Raw genomic sequence first — 16050 nt, forward strand, 5'->3', positions numbered from 1 at the left:
CCGCCGGTGGCGGTTTCCCGGGCGAAGACGCGGCTCCTCGATGCGGTCGGTCTGATAGCGGCTGGCGTCCGGGCTCAGGGAAGCCAGGAAGTCCTGAGCCTCGTGGAAGGGTGGGGTGGACGGCCCGACGCGACGGTGCTGACCACCAGCCATCGCGTGCCGGCAATGAACGCCGCCTTCGCGAATGCTGTGCTCATGCGGTCGTACGACTTCGAGCCAGTGGGTGCTGATGGCGCCGACGGTAAGCAGATTCCCTCACACATCACGGGGACGACCGCCGCGGTTGCGCTCGCCGTGGCAGAAGCGTACGGAACGAGCGGCCGCGAGTTGCTTACGGCAATGGTGTACGGAGACGACCTGGCCGCGCGTCTGGGTCACGCCGCAGGTTTCGACGTTTATGGCGGTGGCGACAACACGGGCACCATCAACGTGCTCGGCGGCACGGCAACAGCCGGCATCCTCATGGGGCTCGACGGGCATGGGCTGCGCCGTGCGCTCGGCCTTGCCATCAATCAGCTCGGTGGCACCATCGACAACATCAACGACAAGACCCTCGCGTTCAAGCTGCCGATCGCCCTGTCGTCGAGAAACGCTGTCTTCTCCGCCGAGCTCGCGGCGACCGGATTCGGCGGACCGAGCGATCCGATCGGTGGGAGGTTCGGGTTCCTCTCTCAATGGGGTAACGGGCGCTCGGGCGATGGCATCACCGAAGGTCTCGGCTCGGCATTCTTCGCCGACGCCGTGATCAAGCCATGGCCGACGTGCCGGGCGAGTCAGGCATCCCTCGACGCGACAGTGCAACTCATCGAGCGACACGAAGTGCGGCCAGAGGATGTCGACCGTTGCGTCGTTCACGTGACGCCCAAGACCAAAGCGGGATTCGTCGGCCAGCCTTTCACGGTTGGTGAGAGCCCCGAGGTTTCCGGGGCCTTCAGTATCAGCTTCGCGGTCGCAACCGCCCTGCTTCACGGCACGGTGGAGCTGCAGCACATGGGAGAACCTCACATGAGCGACCCGCAGCTCGCGGCGATGCTCCAACGGGTCGAACTTGAGGCGTCTCTTCCTCCCGACGAGGTACGCACTGCAGAGGTCGAAGTATGGCTTCGTTCGGGAGCCCGCCACCGTGTGCGGGTCGAGCAGGTCCTCGGCGACATACATTTTGCACCGCTCAGTGACGAGCGCATCACACAGAAGTTCTACAGCAATATCGCCTGGAATGGTTTGATCGATGAGGCCGAAGCGCACCTGATTCGCGAGATGGTGCTCGGCATCGACGATGCTCACGACATCAGCGCACTGCCCGCTCGTCTCGCTGGCAGCGCTGTTGAGGCCGCTGGCGTCTGAAGCCGAAACCGCCACCCGCGTGGAGAACATCAAGCGAAAAGTGCGCTGTGTGGGGAGCCAGGATGGCTTCCCACACAGCGCTTTCCGCTAGTGGCGTTCTCCGAATCAGGCGTTCCGGAGATCCGCCGAGGTGTATCGTGCGAAGTCGCGGCGCGCAGTGGTCCGGAGGGTTTCGGTCACTTCTTCCGCCGCCGCCTGCAGAGCGCTGATCCACTCGTGAACCGTTGTGGCGTCAACGGCGCCGGGGATGTTGCCGAGGCGCAGGACCAGCCCGGAGTTCGCCTGCTCTGGAGCATTGGGGTCGAAGACGGGAACGACGACGCTCGCGAGGTCGATGGAACGCTCATCCACACCGATGGAGCCGCCGAAGCACGCCCGGCTGGCGGCTATCGTCTCTCGAACGGCCCGGTCGCGGGCAGGCGTCAGCTCGCCGAAAGCGTATTCCGCCAGGGCCTCGCTGAGCGCGGCGTAGGCCGACGGATCGGTGTCAAGACGCGAGATCGCATAGCCCTGTTCTCTGACCCGGGCGGCACCGTCGCGGTAGCCCGCGATGGCCTCCTCATCATTCCGAGGCAAGACCCGGGCGACCCACTGTTCGATTTGGTCTGCGCTCCAGGCGACGGCTGCTTCGCCGAGCGGGGGAATGAGCGGGATGCGCACGCCGATGCGCTCATCCACTTCGGTGTTCCGTCCGTAGGACGTCGCACCGATCGTCTGGTCGATTCCGCTCACCTGCACGAGCGCCGCAGCGGAACCTCCGAAGCGTGTTGCGAGTTTGTCGAGTTGTGGGCGAGCGGCCTCGGCTATGCGCACGGCTGAGATGAGCGACTCATCGACGTGTGCACTCATGCCCGTTGTGGAGAATCCGCCGTAACCGCCCTGGAAGTACAGGAGAGGCGTGATGGGTCTCGCGACGGCGAGTTCATCCACGGCCACCAGGGTGATGAAGTGGTCGCCCGCTTCAACTTCCTGAGTGATTCGTCCGTGGATGTGAGCGACCGCTCCGTCGATCTGTGGAACGCCGTACGGTGACAGGGTCCACGCGACCTTGTTGAACTTTTCCGGATCTTTCGATGCGAGTGTGCGGCAGGCCTGGATCTGATCGTGCGCAAAAACGCTGATGCAGATTGCGTCCGAGTTGCGCAGCTTCGCATAGGTAGCGGAGGACGTCATGGGCATGAACGACACAAGCGGGGGTTCGAGCGACACCGAACTGAATGTGCCGACGACCATGCCGACAGGTTGGTCGTCGATCATGGCGGCTACCATGACCACTCCGGTGGGGTAGTGGCCCATGACGTCACGGAAGGCGCGCGGGTCGATGGTGGGCAGGGCTGCTGCAGGGCTCTTGGTCATGGTTCCTCCTTGATTGGGCGACGTTGCCACCAGTAGGTGCCTGTTCCGCAATGATACTCCGACTTTGCACTTTTATGCGGAGAATATATTATTAGCTGCGCGCTGCCATCAATTTTCCTGACGAAGCACCACAGTTCTTTCGGGTGGCATGAAGGAACCCGGTGGCACACAATGGACAGTGCACCGCGCACGCGTCCCGGATCCCGGCCGCCGCCGCAACTGAAAGGCACCTGACATGGCAACGAAGCCCGCTCGCCGAATGGCATTGACCACGTTTGTTATTCCTGCTGGTCACCACAAAGATTCCTGGCGCCGGGAAGACAGTCGAATCGAGGAGGTGCCGGGTCTCGAATACGTCGCTGAGCTGACGCTGATGGCCGAGGCGGCCAAGATCGACGCCGTGTTCTTCGGCGACATCGCGAACGCCAACCCGACGTTGCGCGGCGATATCAAGACCAACGGCTACTTCGAGCCGATAACGACGCTCGCGGCGCTCGCGGCCCGCACGACGTCCATTGGGCTCATCGGCACAATGTCGACGTCGTTCGAGAGCCCGTACACCGTTGCCCGGCAGATAGCGGGACTCGACCACATGTCCGGGGGACGTGCGGGCTGGAACCTTGTGACGTCCTTCGACGGATTCCAGAATTACGGCTTTGAGTCCATTCCCGAGCCTGCGGAGCGATACCGACGAGCGACTGAGTTCGCCGAAGTGGTCATGCAACTCTGGGACTCGTGGGGCGATGATGCCGTCATCGCGGATCGCGACAGCGGAAACTTCATCGATCCATCGAAGGTTCGGAAGATCAACTATCGGGGTGAGTACTTCTCGGTCGAGGGCCCCATGCCCGGCCCGCGCTCGCCGCAGGGCCACCCTGTCATCGTGCAGGCGGGCTCGTCGGGCCCTGGACTGGAGCTCGGAAGTTCCGTGGCCGACGCCATCTACACTGCTCAGCCGGTCAAGGAACGGGCTGTCGAGTTCTATGCTCAACTCAAGCAGATGCTCGTCGCGAAGGGGCGGAATCCGGAGCACACGAAGGTGCTGCCGGGAATTCTGCCGATCATCGGTGAGACGATGAAGGAGGCTGAAGAGATCGCTGCTGAACTGGGATCGTATGTGAACCTCGAGCACGGGAGGCACCAGGTTTCGGCCGGCCTCGCTGGCGTCGATCTCTCGTCCCTGGATTACGACGAGATCATCCCGGTGAAATGGCTGAGTGAGGATCCGGGCCTGGGGAGCCGGTATCAGGTCTTCCGCCGCAAGGTTGTCGATCAGAAGATGACCTTGCGTGACCTGATCATCGATATGGCACGGTCGGCGGGGCACCAGTGGATCATCGGGACCCCGCAGATGATCGCGGACAACATGGTGGAATGGTTCGAAGCGGGTGCCTGCGACGGGTTCAACCTGAACTCGCCATACAACCCCGGGGGCATGAAGCAGATGTGCGAACTGCTCGTCCCTGAGTTGCAGAACAGGGGCTATGCGCGCACCGAATATGAGGGCACGACCCTGCGCGACCACCTGGGACTGCCGCGCCCCATTGCATAGCCGCGCTGAGCGATCCACGCTCACAAGCGTTCGCCGGTGGGCACCGGGGAGTCGGGTGTGGTAACCGGGCATCAGCGTTTGGCGTGGCGTCTCTCAGGGCGCATAATTCAGGCAGGCACCCCAAGCCTCCGGGTTGAGCCGCAAAATCATGCCTCCGCTGAGGCGGTTGTGCCTGTCTGAGACTCCACGCCATAAATGTTGCTTAATCTGTCGATTACACGTTATTGTTCATTTTATGCATTCTCGGGTTTCTGAGACTGCCCGTCCGTTCTCAACGAGGAGACAAAGTGACCATGAAGCACAACTCCCGCACATTCCGCATCACTGGCGTGATGAGCATCGCAACTATCGCGGCCATGAGCCTTGCAGCTTGCTCCAGTCCGGAAGCCCCACAGGCTGACGCGGCCGGTAACGAAACGGCTGAGCTCACTGTTCTGCACGCACCGATCAACTTCGAAGCGGTCTACATCGCCGAGCAGGAGGGCTTCTTCGACGCAGAGGGTCTCGACGTCACGATCGTGCCCGGTGGAACCGCCCAGGACAACCTGGGACAGCTGGCTGGTGGCTCCGCAGACATCAGCATCGTCTCGTGGGACGCTGCGGTGACCGCAACGGCCGAGAACCTGCCGATCAAGGTGATCTCCGGCAACGGCATCATCAGCACCGAAGTAGACACCTCTGGCGTTTTTGTACGCAAAGACAGCGGCATCGCCTCGGTGGCTGACCTGGCGGGCAAAACCATTGCTTTCAACTCCGTGGGCTCAGGCGGTAACGTGCCGGTGCTGCAGGCTTTGCGGAAAGCCGGCGTTGGTCCCGAACAGGTCACCCAGGTCGCGATTCCGTTTGCCAGCATGCAGACCGCGCTCGAAAACAGCCAGGTTGACGCGGTTTTCCCCTCCGACAGTTTCTACTCGCAGGTCAAAGCGGTCGATGGATTCGCCGAGATCTCGAACCCTTCACGCGAATACCGGGGCGGACTCGGCATCACACTCTGGGCAGTGACAGACCCGTGGCTTGCGGAGAACGCTGAGACCGCGCAGAAGTTCAACGACGCGATGAGCCAGGCCGTCGACTTCTACAATGATCCTGCCAACCTGAATGCCATCTACGAGGTGCGCGCCGAAGTAACCGGTCAGCCTGTGGACGACGTCAAGGGCCCGCTCGTGGAGTACTCGCTCGCGATCGACCCCAAGGTATCGCAAAAGACAACGGATGCACTCAAGGAGTTCGGATTCGTGGAGAACCCCAAGAGCGTCGACGAGATCCTGTGGACGGAGGCGCCGCGCACCTAAGCGCGGCGGTCAACATGACACTTGAAATGCAGGGCGCCATCCCAGCCGCTGTCAAGGTGAGACGCGGTGACAGCAATCCGAATTGGGGACTCACTCTCCAACGAGTCCTTGCTCTCATCATCATCCTCGCCCTGTGGCAGCTCGCGGTAGCCGTCGGAGTGCTGCCGTCGATCACACCTGGAGTCCTCGACGTCTTCCTCGCGATCGGAACAGCGCTGACGATGCCGGCGTTCTGGGCGGCACTCGGACAGACCCTCACCGCAGCCACGACGGGCTGGTTGATCTCGTGTGTTCTCGGTGTCGTGTTGGGGCTCCTCATCGGCACGTTCCGGCCGCTCGACCGCTCCACCTCAGTGGTTGTCGAGTTCGGCCGGGCGTTTCCGACCATCGCCCTCATGCCCGTCGTCATGCTGATGCTGGGCGCCACCATGACGATGGAGATCACCATGGTGGTCTTGGCGGCCGTGTGGCCCGTGCTCGTTCAATCCATTCTGGGTTCGCGTCGGCTGGACCCCTCGATCGTCGACACTGTGCAGATCTTCCGCATCCCGCGGAGCCTGTGGTTCCGGCGAGTACTGCTTCCCTCGGCGTTGCCGTTCATCGCCACCGGTGTTCGAATCTCCGCATCGATCTCGATCCTCGCTGCAGTGGGCGTTGAAGTGCTGACGCAGGTTCCGGGACTGGGGCGACTCATCACACTCGCGCAAGAGGCCCAGCGCTGGGATATGGCCTTCACCTATCTCTTCTTCGCTGGGCTTTTTGGGTGGGCTATAGCCACCCTCCTGGCCCGCGGCGAAAAATCGCTCCTCGCATGGAACAGGCAGAGCGATGACTGAGCGGCGCACGGCGAAATCTGCGACTCGCACTGGTGCCGAGCGGAACGGAGGGCTCGTCAACATGAAGACCGTGACCAATACTCTCTGGTGGCTCTGGCTGCCCGTGCTGCTCATCATCGTCTGGTGGTTCGCTTCGGCCAACAGCACCAACCTGTTCGTGCCGCCGCTTCAGAAGATCGTTCAGAGCATGATCCGTGACTTCGGCAACGGTCTCCTTCTGACGGCGATGATGACAAGCCTCGCGAACCTGGCCCTCGGCCTGCTGATTGCGATCGTTGTCGGGGTCGTGCACGGCCTCATTATCGGTGAGACAGCGCGACTTCGGCTCATTCTCGATCCCTTCATCCACTTCTTTCGCTCAGTGCCGCAGTCAGCACTTGTGCCACTCATCATCGGAGCATTCGGAATCGGGGCGGAACCCAAAATTTACGCCGTCGCTTTCGCGTGTGTCTGGCCGATCATGCTGAACACGATCGACGGCACACGGGGCGTCGAAGTGGGCGTCCGACAGGTCTCGCGGGTCTTCGGGATTCCACGGATGCTGTACTTCCGTCGAGTCGTGCTGCCGGGCGCAATGCCGCAGATCGTCGCCGGAGTACGTGTGGCGCTTCCCATCGGCATCGTGGTCATGGTGGTCAGCGAGCTGTTCGCCTCCAACATGGGCCTCGGGTTCTACATCCTGAACTCCTCAAGCACCTTCAAGATCCCGGAGACCTGGGGCGGGGCGCTCCTGGTCGGTGTCATCGGGTACTTCCTGGTGCTCGTGTTCGCGCTGTTCGAGAGGCGCCTGCTGTCTTGGTACTTCAAGTCGGCCGCCCGATAATCGCGAATTCGCACCGACTATTCCAACTGTAAGGAGTCAATCATGACGATCCCAGCAAGCATCCACACCGGTTCGCTCAAAATCTCCGGTGACGTACTCCTCAAGGTCAACAACATCGCGCTGGGGTACGGCGAGGGTACAGCCGAAAAGCGCATCGTCGATGCCCTGAGTTTCGACGTCGGCTACGGCGAGTTCGTCTCGATCGTAGGTCCATCCGGGGTAGGAAAGACGACGCTGCTGCGCGGCCTTTCCGGTCTTCTCAGGCCAAAGGCCGGCAACGTCGAGGTCGACGGGCACGCCGTCAACGGACCGCATCCCGACATCGCCGTGGTCTTCCAGGACTATTCGCGTTCGCTGATGCCGTGGATGAGCACCAAAGAAAACGTCGCATTCCCCCTGCAAGGTCGCGGAGCCGGAAAGGCCGAACGCAACAAGGCGGCGGAGGAAGCTCTCGAAGCTGTCGGGCTCGGCGGCCAGGGGGACAAATACCCCTGGGAGATGTCCGGCGGGATGCAGCAGCGCGTGGCGATCGCACGAGCGCTCGCCTACAACGCGAAAGTGCTGCTCATGGATGAGCCGTTCGCCTCGGTTGACGCGCAGACCAGGTTCGACCTTGAGGATCTCGTCATCGATCTGCGGGAAAAACTGGGTGTGACCATCATCCTCGTCACCCACGACGTTGATGAAGCGATCTACCTCGCCGACAAAGTCATCGTGATCGCCGAGTCGCCGGCCACCGTCGTCGATGTGATCGAGACGGGCTTCGGAACCCAGCGCGACCAGGTCGCGACCAAGGCAGACCCTCGCTTCCAGGACGCCCGTGGGCGCATCCTGACGCGGCTTCGCGACAAGCACTGACCCGTACGACAGAACGAGGCCACCCGGCGTGATCGGGTGGCCTCGTTCTGGTTGTGCTGCCGGGTGCTCAGTGGCCGCATTCAACAGCGAAGGAACCTGAGATCGGGTGTGAATCCGGACCCAGGCCCCCTGCCGTCGATTGTGGTGCTTATGTCGCGGCCACGGCCTCAGGCGCCGGGAACAGTCCGTGTGAGCGGAATTCGGTGAAGTCGTAGATCGACCACTTCGTCGCCCACGCGAGGTTGTCGCGCGGCCAGACGATCGGCGGACGCTCATCGTCATAGATGTGCTCGAGATCGGCATAGAGCTCGACGACAGCACCCGTGGGTTCGACGTAGTACGCGGCCATGTTGTGGCCGGCGCCGTGCCGGACCGGCCCCATGAGAAGCCGAAGGCCGCGCTCGTGGAGCCGATCGCCGACTTTGCCGAGCTCTGCGATCGACTGTACCTGCCACGCGTGGTGGTGCAACCAGCCTTTGCCCTTGATGAGCGCGATGCCATGGTGCTCCGCGTTGCAGCGGAGGAAGTATGCGAAGTCGTCGCCGATGACGTCGCTGATGCGGAAGTCGAGAGTGTCGACGAAGAAATTGAGCATCGCCTGAAGGTGCTGCGGGTGCAGGTTCACGTGTCCGAACCGATCGGGAGCGTGTCCGCTCGGCATGATGTTCGCGCTGTGCGGGCCGATGTAAATTTCGAAGATGAAGCCCTCTGGCCCGATGAAGGCAAAACCGTCTTCAACTCCAGCGTGGAGCGGCGAATCGGAGACGACGGGATAACCGGCATCTCGAATCCTTCGACGGGCCAGGTCGAGCCCCGATCTTCCCGCCGCGATGAGGCCGATTTGCCCGACGCCGTGCTGCGGGGCATCGATGTAGACCAGCTCATGGTGCTTCCTGGCGGCGGACGACATATATACCGCGTTGCCGCTCCGAGCCGTCTCGACGAGGCCGAGGATGTCTTTCGCGTGCGCCGTTGACGCCTCGATATCGCTGGTGTGGAGGGAGATGTAGCCGATCTCGCTGATTACGCCGAATGCCATGGTGCTCCTGTCGCCGGTGACGGTGAGGCGCATCACTGGACCTCAGATTGTGCAAAGTTTAGCAATAATGCACTAAAAGGGCCAGCGGTCGAGTTTGAGCTCCGAAGCCCGCTACTTCGACGAACCGTTGGTGGCTTCGGGGAGAAGGCCGGCTTTCATAATGAGCTCCATGGTGGCGCTGTAGTGCTGTCGGAGCAGTTTTCCCGCAAGATCCGCATCGCGGTCGGTCGCGGCCTTCAGGATCTCCCGGTGCTCCTCTTCGATGTCGCGGCTCAGGAGCTCCTTGGTGGGTACGGCCCAGCGGCGATACAGCGAGTTGCCGTCGGCAAGGGTGGCAGCGAGTTCCACGAGGACGGGCAGGCCGCATGAGGACAGGAGCTTCGCATGGAAGTTGTCGTGGGCGAGGAGCCATTCCTCGGTGACGCGCCCTGTGCCATCCTCGGCGTGGCGCGGGGTGCGCTCGAGGGTGTGGTGCGCCGCGTGGGCTTCCGACTCCCACTGGAGATTCCCGCGTTCGATCGCAAGCTTGATTCCAAACTCCTCGGCCCGGCACCGGAGCTCATTGAAATCCCGCAGCTCATCGAGCGAGAGCGTCGGCACGAAGAAGCCCCGATTCGGCTTGAGCTCGATCAGTCTTGCGCCGGTCAGTCGGGTCAGCGCCTCACGCACGACGGTGCTACTCGTCTCGTAGTGCGCCGAGAGCGCAGCGAGCTGGAGTTTTTCGCCCGGGTGCCACAGCCCCACGAGGATGTCTCTTCGGAGTCGTTCGCGCACCTGGGTGCTCAGAGTATCGGAGTCGCCGCGTCGTGCCATATATGCAATATAGGGCTATTAGATCTTATTTGTTCGATAAAATAATGCATTACCTTCTGTGAATGCACAATCGAGGGTATAGTGAGCGCATGTCCGTGTTCCGGGCGCAAGCAAACAGTCGGTGTCAGAGAGGACATTATGCGATACGTCAGCTACAAAACGACCAGTGGTCAAGCGACCTGGGGCATCGAAGAGGGCGGCAACCTCTTCGATCTTGGGCCGAGCGGTCTTCAGGTAGCTGACACCCTGCGCGACGCCATCATTGGCGGCCTCCTCGGAGCCACGCCCTCCTACGCCGATGCTCCGACCCAGGCCGAGGAAGGCACCGAGTTCGTTCCCGTGGTTGGTGGAGCGCCGAAGGTGATCTGCATCGGCGTGAACTACAAGACGCACAAGGAAGAAACGGGCCGCCCCGACGTGCAGTTCCCGACCGTCTTCTCGCGCTTCTCGGACACACTGTGGCCACACGGTGCAGACGTGACGATTCCCGCCGAAAGTGAGCGGTATGACTACGAAGGAGAAGTTGCCCTCGTGATCGGAAAGTCTGCCTTCAAGGTCTCTCGCGAGGACGCCTTCGACTACGTCGCGGGCTACGCGGCCTTCAACGATTTCTCCGCCCGTGACTGGCAGCGGCACACAGGACAGTGGATTCCTGGAAAGAACTTCCCCGAGTCCGGCACATTCGGACCGTACTACGTGCCCGCTTCCGATATCGAAGACATCGAAGCGCTCGAAATCACGACGCGCGTCAACGGCGAAGTGCGCCAGCAGGCAAAACTCGCCGATCTCATCTTCGACATCCCGGCACAGATTGAATACGTCACGACGTTCACCAAGCTCGAGCCAGGCGACATCATCGTCACGGGCACCCCGGGCGGCGTAGGCATGTTCATGGACCCACCAACCTTTCTGGCCGACGGCGACCTTGTGGAAGTTGAAGTCACCGGTCTCGGCACGCTGACGAACCGGATGGTTCAGGGCTGATTTCAACTGACCGATGACATCGGTCGATCGGTTGGCGTTCATGCAAGGAGGCATGGTGGAGAAACGAGATTCCGAGCAGGCACAGGTCATTGTGATCGGCGCCGGCCCTATTGGATTGGTCACAGCACTACTCCTTGCTGACGCCGGCGTGCGGACGACTGTCGTCGAGCGGGCGGAGGCGCCCGGGGACCTTCCCCGCGCGATCAGCCTGCAGGACGAATCGTTCCGGGTGTTCGAGCAGCTGGGAATCGCGGATGCGCTCAAGGTCGAATCGTTGCTTGACACAGGAAGTCGGTACATCGGGCTCCAAGGGCGACTTCTTGCGGAGGCGAAACCCGCACCCTCGCGGATCGGGCACCCGGCGAAGACGCAGTTTGACCAGCCGATTCTTGAGCAGTTGTTGTTTGACCGCGCGGTCGAGCATCCCGGCCTCGAGCTTCTCCTCGGAGCAGAAGCGACGGCACTCACGCACGACATCGACGGCGTCATCGTGCACATCAACGAGCGTGGGGTGCCCCGGCGACTCGCCGCTGACTGGCTTGTCGGTGCAGACGGTGGTCGGAGTTTCACCCGATCTGAGCTCGGCATCAGGCTTGCGGGCACCACGCAGACTCAGCGGTGGATCGTCGTGGACCTCTTGAACGAACAGAAGAAACACGAGCCGTTTGCCGAGTTCCACTGTGACGGCAAACGCCCCTATGTCCTGGTTCCGGGAGTGGACGGTCGCTTGCGGATCGAATTTATGCTCTTTGACTACGAAGACGCCGACAAGATGACATCGCCGGATTCCATCCGCGAACTCATCGTGCCGGCGTTTCGCAGTGAGCTGGCCCCCGAAGATGTGCGTCGTGCCGCGGTGTACGTCGCACACCAGCGAGTGGCGCTCACGTACCGCTCGGGACGGACGTTCCTCGCCGGCGACGCTGCACACCTCATGCCCCCCTTCGCCGGCCAGGGCCTCAACGCCGGGGTCCGCGACGCAGCCAACCTCGCCTGGAAACTCATCGAAACGGTCAAGGGCGGCGCCACCGAGCGGCTACTTGACAGCTACGAGATTGAGCGGCGCACCCACGGCGCCAGGATGGTGAAGATATCCCGTCGAATCGGTGCAGTCGTCATGGCTACCAACCCGGTGGCCACCCGGACTCGCGATGCGGTCGTCCGGCTGGTCAATCTCGTACCCCGTGCTCGCCACTACCTGGCCAATATGAGGTTCATCACGCCGCCCGACTACTCTCTCGGCGTCGCCGTCTCGCTGCCCGCAGCCGGGTCACCCTTGCCGGGAGCTGAGATCGGGCGAGCTCTCAGCCAGCCGACGGTAAGAGATGCCGACGGCAACTCCGCGGGTCTCGACGCCTACCTCGGTCGAGGCTGGGCGCTGATCGGCATCGGAGTCGACCCCACGACGGCCGGCCCGTATTGGAGCGGAATCGAGGCGGCACGCATCCAGCTGCTTCCCCCTGGTGCCGCGCTACGGAAAGCCCACGAGGGCGCCCTCCAGGTCTCGGAAACCGTGCCCGCTCTGACCGCGACGAGTCCGGAGGAAGCGGTGTTCATCGCCGTAAGACCGGACCGCTACGTCGCCGCCGTGTTCACGGCGAGCGATGAGCAACGCGTGGTTGCGGAGCTGCGCACATTCATCGACGATCGAGTCCGCTCGGCTCGTCGTCCCACAGCTGAACTCATCTGAGCGACCCTACGTCTCAGAAGCACGATCCATGAGGAGCAAGAGATGACCGCGAGCCTGACACCAGTGCCGACGTCCGCAAGTGACGAGCAAGACCGCTTCGGCGACCTTTTTTGGGTGGACGAGTACCCGGAGATTACCGAGACCGACGACGAGCTTCGTGCGTTCGTCGCGAAAGCGGAACTCCCCGTGCTCCTCGCTTCGCTCGCGGCGGCACTTCGCGACACGAGCATTCTCGAACCGGGGCTGGTGCCACCTCTCCCGCCGATGGGGCCGTACCTCGAGATGCATGGTGGCATGACGCCCGAGCAGCAGGAACGGGCTCGCGAGGTCGGGCTCGCCGGCCTGAAGCGGCTTCGTGACGAAGGCATCCGCCACGTGGACGTGTTGCCGCAGGACATTGCCGACGCGATCCTCGAATGGTTCACCGACGGACGCACACGTGACGCGGGTTTCGCCGGGCAGCTCAAGCACGAGCTCGACCTGGCCCCGGATAAGAACGGGCGCCCCGACTGGAACTTCGGTGACCTCGCTGGGAAGCGCGAATTCGAGGTGCTGATCGTCGGCGCCGGCATCTCGGGCATCGCCGCGGCCTGGCGCCTCGAGGAGGCGGGTATTCCTTTCACCTGGATCGAGGGCGCACACAGGGTCGGTGGCACCTGGTGGAAGAACGACTACCCGGGCGTCAGACTCGACACGCCGACCTACGGTTACAGCTTCTCCTTCGCGCAGAAGACCGACTGGCCCCACCAGTTCGCGCAGGGCAGTGAGGTCCTGGACTACCTCGAGGACGTCTTCACGCGCGCCGGCTGGGATGAGACCACAGTTGAATTCGAGACCAAGCTCCTCAGAGCTGTCTTCGACGAAGCGTCTGGGACCTGGCTTGCCACGACACGGACCAACGACGGCGACGAAACGACTCGCCGCTTCCACGCCATCATGACCGGGGTCGGCCAGCTGGATCACCCATTGATCCCCGAGTGGCCAGGTCAGGAAACCTTCCGGGGCGCTCAGATGCACTCCCAGGAGTGGAATCACGGCGTCGACCTCGTCGGCAAGCGAGTCGCCGTGATCGGCACAGGCGCGAGTGCCTACCAGATCGTGCCGGCGATCGCCGACGACGTCTCTGAGCTGTACGTCTTCCAGCGAAGTGCTCCCTGGATGCTCCCTGCACCGACCTACCACGAACTGATGGGCGAGGCGGCGGAATGGCTGCACGCCACGGTCCCGCACTACGGCCACTGGTTCCGGCTCTGGGTCACCGCTGGCGGGATCGACGGCCGGCTGCACATCGCCAAGGCGGAGGAAGGCTGGGAGGGAGCTCCCCACAGCGTGTCCCGGGCGAACGAAGAGTTCCGCCAGACAGTTGTCGAACGCTATGAGCAGCAGTACGAGGGGCGCCCTGACCTGCTCGGGGTGGCTGTGCCGCACTACCCGCCGTCCGCGAAACGGATGCTGCGCGACAACGGTGTCTGGGCTGCCGCACTGCACAAGCCGCACACGCGAGTCATCTCAAGCGGCCTCGTCGAGTTCGAACCCGATGGACTTGTCACCGGAGACGGCGAGAAACTCGACGTTGATGTGGTGATCTACGCGACAGGATTCCGCCCATCGGACTACCTCGACCCGATCGAGATCGTCGGCCGGGGCGGCCTCGAGATTCACGATTACTGGGGCGGCGATGCGAAAGCCTTCGCCGGCATCACCGTGCCGAACTTCCCCAATCTGTTCATGCTGCTCGGCCCCAATACGGGCGGTGTGGTCGCTGGTGGGCTCCACTTCATGATCGAGCGCGCCGCCGAGTACGCGGTCAAAGCGATCCGGGAACTCGTCGAGCGGGACGCGAAGGCTCTCGATCTCAAACAGGAGGCGCTCGACCGCCACATTGCCTGGGTCGACGAGGGCAACTACTCGATGACCTGGGGCCAGCCCTATGTGAAGACCTGGTACAAGAACCGGTTCAACCGCGTTTCGCAGGTGTGGCCGTTCCGCACGAGTGAGTACTGGCTCATCCCCGAGCAGGTTAACGCCGAGGACTACGAGTTTATCAAGTGACTGAGGCTGATGGTGCGCGGGGTCGCGTAGACCTCTGTCTGCGGTACGGCGAGCGAACGAACATGTCCGATCGCTTCTCGGAGATCAGGTTGCTCGGGCTCGATCTCGATCCGGAGGAGCCCCTCGCTTTTCCGCAGAGACCGGGTTCGCTCAACGCATTACTCGGGGGAGCAAACGGGGAGATCCGTCAGAGCGAGGACGCCTTTCAGGTGCGCGTGCAAGCTCCGGAGGAAGCGAAGGGCGCACCGGTGGTCGTCTTCATCCCCGGGGGAGGATTCCTGACCGGCACCGGGAACGCGCGCTGGTTCACATCGCCCGAACTGGCCGACCGTGCCGGCGTCGTGCTGGTCACCGTCAACTACCGGATCGGTGCGCTCGGTCACCTGGGGCCAACGACACGACTCGCCGACTCCCAACGCGGCCTGCGGGACATCGTCGTCGCGCTACGGTGGGTGAAGGAACACATAGCCGCTTTCGGGGGAGACCCCGCCTCGGTCACCTTGAGCGGTGATTCGGCGGGCGCCTGGTACGCTTTCGCGCTGTCGACCTTCGAGGAGACACGAGGGCTGTTCGGCCGTGCTGCGCTTCTCAGCCTGCCGTGGGAACCGCCACTGGAGGCCGGCGCCTACACCGAGCGCCGTGACCTGATGAGCGGCGAACTGGCGGAGGTCGGGGGACTCCGCGACGCCGCCTGTGAAGCGGTCCTGACCGCCCAGTCCTCGCTGGCAAGGGCGTACGCCGGCCGAGGGATGGCTCTGATGCCGGCGGTAGCAGACGGTATCCAACGAGACCTGCACGACTACGCGTCTGCAGCCAAGCGCCTCCACATTTCTGAGCTTGCCCTTCTCAGCTCGAGCGAAGAGGCCGCCGCCTTCCTGTTTCAGGCACCCGACCAAGCCTTCTCTCCTGAGAGCGTGCACGGCTTCATCGGTGCAAAATTCCGGGACCCGGAGGCGGTTTCGGCCTGGATCACCAACAAAAGACCAGACGCGACGCCGAAGCAGCGCATGATCGAAGCGATGACCCTGCACCAGTTCCGCCTGGCGAACCTCGAACTGGCGGCTGCTGCAACCGCGGAGGGAGTGACGACGTACGTCGCGAGCTTCTCTGTTCAGAGCCGACTGACCGGAGCCTTCAGCCCGCACTGTTTCGTGTTGCCCTTCCTCTTCGGCGAGCGAAGCGGCTGGAATGATGCCCCGATGCTCGACGGGCTCGATGATGACGTCTTCTCGGGAACATCCCGTTCCCTGCGTGAGTGGTTCCTCGGGTTCGTCCGTGAGGGCATCCCACGCGTGAACGGCGAGCGGGTCGCATCCTTTGATCCGGGGCGTCCAGCCAGGCTGGAATTCGATGGTGGCGCCGTACGCTCGGAGCCCCCCAGCGAACTCGGACTCATAGTACTTCGTTAGCC

Annotated in this window: 13 protein-coding genes; 10 read left to right on the plus strand and 3 right to left on the minus strand. The window is 62.9% G+C overall.

What is annotated here, in order from left to right; genetic code table 11:
- Window positions 1-1344: MmgE/PrpD family protein (locus tag ACLQ62_RS11755; protein WP_411721820.1), on the plus strand; the 1344-nt coding region annotated here is incomplete at its 5' end.
- A 105-nt stretch (window positions 1345-1449) separates the two neighbouring features.
- Here the strand turns inward: ACLQ62_RS11755 and ACLQ62_RS11760 are convergent.
- Window positions 1450-2700: a flavin reductase gene (locus ACLQ62_RS11760; RefSeq protein ID WP_411721821.1), complete on the minus strand. Its 1251-nt coding sequence runs from the start codon at window positions 2698-2700 to the stop codon at window positions 1450-1452.
- 259 nt (window positions 2701-2959) lie between these two features.
- On the opposite strand from ACLQ62_RS11760, the gene ACLQ62_RS11765 reads away from it, so the two are divergent.
- From ACLQ62_RS11765 to ACLQ62_RS11785, 5 genes are all read left to right on the plus strand, one after another.
- Window positions 2960-4252 carry an NtaA/DmoA family FMN-dependent monooxygenase gene (locus tag ACLQ62_RS11765; RefSeq protein ID WP_411721902.1) on the plus strand — a complete coding sequence of 431 codons (1293 nt, stop codon included), beginning with the start codon at window positions 2960-2962 and terminating at the stop codon, window positions 4250-4252.
- A 293-nt stretch (window positions 4253-4545) separates the two neighbouring features.
- Window positions 4546-5544: an ABC transporter substrate-binding protein gene (locus ACLQ62_RS11770; RefSeq protein WP_411721903.1), complete on the plus strand. Its 999-nt coding sequence runs from the start codon at window positions 4546-4548 to the stop codon at window positions 5542-5544.
- Window positions 5545-5558: 14 nt separating this feature from the next.
- Entirely contained in the window at window positions 5559-6380 is an 822-nt protein-coding gene (locus tag ACLQ62_RS11775; RefSeq protein ID WP_411721822.1) for an ABC transporter permease, read from the plus strand.
- Window positions 6381-6450: 70 nt separating this feature from the next.
- The gene (locus tag ACLQ62_RS11780) at window positions 6451-7203 is read left to right on the plus strand and encodes an ABC transporter permease (RefSeq protein WP_411721823.1); all 753 of its coding nucleotides are present in this window, start codon (window positions 6451-6453) and stop codon (window positions 7201-7203) included.
- Window positions 7204-7245: 42 nt separating this feature from the next.
- On the plus strand, window positions 7246-8061 hold the full coding sequence (locus tag ACLQ62_RS11785; protein WP_411721824.1) for an ABC transporter ATP-binding protein: 816 nt from the start codon (window positions 7246-7248) through the stop codon (window positions 8059-8061).
- A gap of 148 nt (window positions 8062-8209) precedes the next feature.
- Here the strand turns inward: ACLQ62_RS11785 and ACLQ62_RS11790 are convergent, their stop codons facing one another.
- Together ACLQ62_RS11790 and ACLQ62_RS11795 are read right to left on the minus strand one after the other, a co-directional pair.
- Window positions 8210-9100, minus strand: a complete 891-nt coding sequence (locus ACLQ62_RS11790; protein ID WP_411721825.1) for a VOC family protein — start codon at window positions 9098-9100, stop codon at window positions 8210-8212.
- Window positions 9101-9211: 111 nt separating this feature from the next.
- Window positions 9212-9913: a GntR family transcriptional regulator gene (locus tag ACLQ62_RS11795; RefSeq protein WP_411721826.1), complete on the minus strand. Its 702-nt coding sequence runs from the start codon at window positions 9911-9913 to the stop codon at window positions 9212-9214.
- A 138-nt stretch (window positions 9914-10051) separates the two neighbouring features.
- Here ACLQ62_RS11795 and ACLQ62_RS11800 point away from each other — a divergent pair, with 138 nt between their 5' ends.
- The 4 genes from ACLQ62_RS11800 (at window position 10052) to ACLQ62_RS11815 (ending at window position 16048) form a co-directional block, all read left to right on the plus strand.
- Window positions 10052-10897 carry a fumarylacetoacetate hydrolase family protein gene (locus ACLQ62_RS11800; RefSeq protein WP_411721827.1) on the plus strand — a complete coding sequence of 282 codons (846 nt, stop codon included), beginning with the start codon at window positions 10052-10054 and terminating at the stop codon, window positions 10895-10897.
- Window positions 10898-10949: 52 nt separating this feature from the next.
- Complete coding sequence (locus tag ACLQ62_RS11805) at window positions 10950-12587, plus strand: FAD-dependent monooxygenase (RefSeq protein ID WP_411721828.1); 1638 nt, start codon at window positions 10950-10952, stop codon at window positions 12585-12587.
- A gap of 42 nt (window positions 12588-12629) precedes the next feature.
- Complete coding sequence (locus ACLQ62_RS11810) at window positions 12630-14639, plus strand: flavin-containing monooxygenase (protein ID WP_411721829.1); 2010 nt, start codon at window positions 12630-12632, stop codon at window positions 14637-14639.
- A 62-nt stretch (window positions 14640-14701) separates the two neighbouring features.
- Window positions 14702-16048, plus strand: coding sequence for a carboxylesterase family protein (locus tag ACLQ62_RS11815; protein WP_411721830.1), 1347 nt, complete (start codon window positions 14702-14704; stop codon window positions 16046-16048).
- Window positions 16049-16050 lie beyond the last annotated feature (2 nt).

It is taken from the genome of Mycetocola sp. (assembly GCF_046716805.1).
Lineage (GTDB): Bacteria > Actinomycetota > Actinomycetes > Actinomycetales > Microbacteriaceae > Mycetocola_A.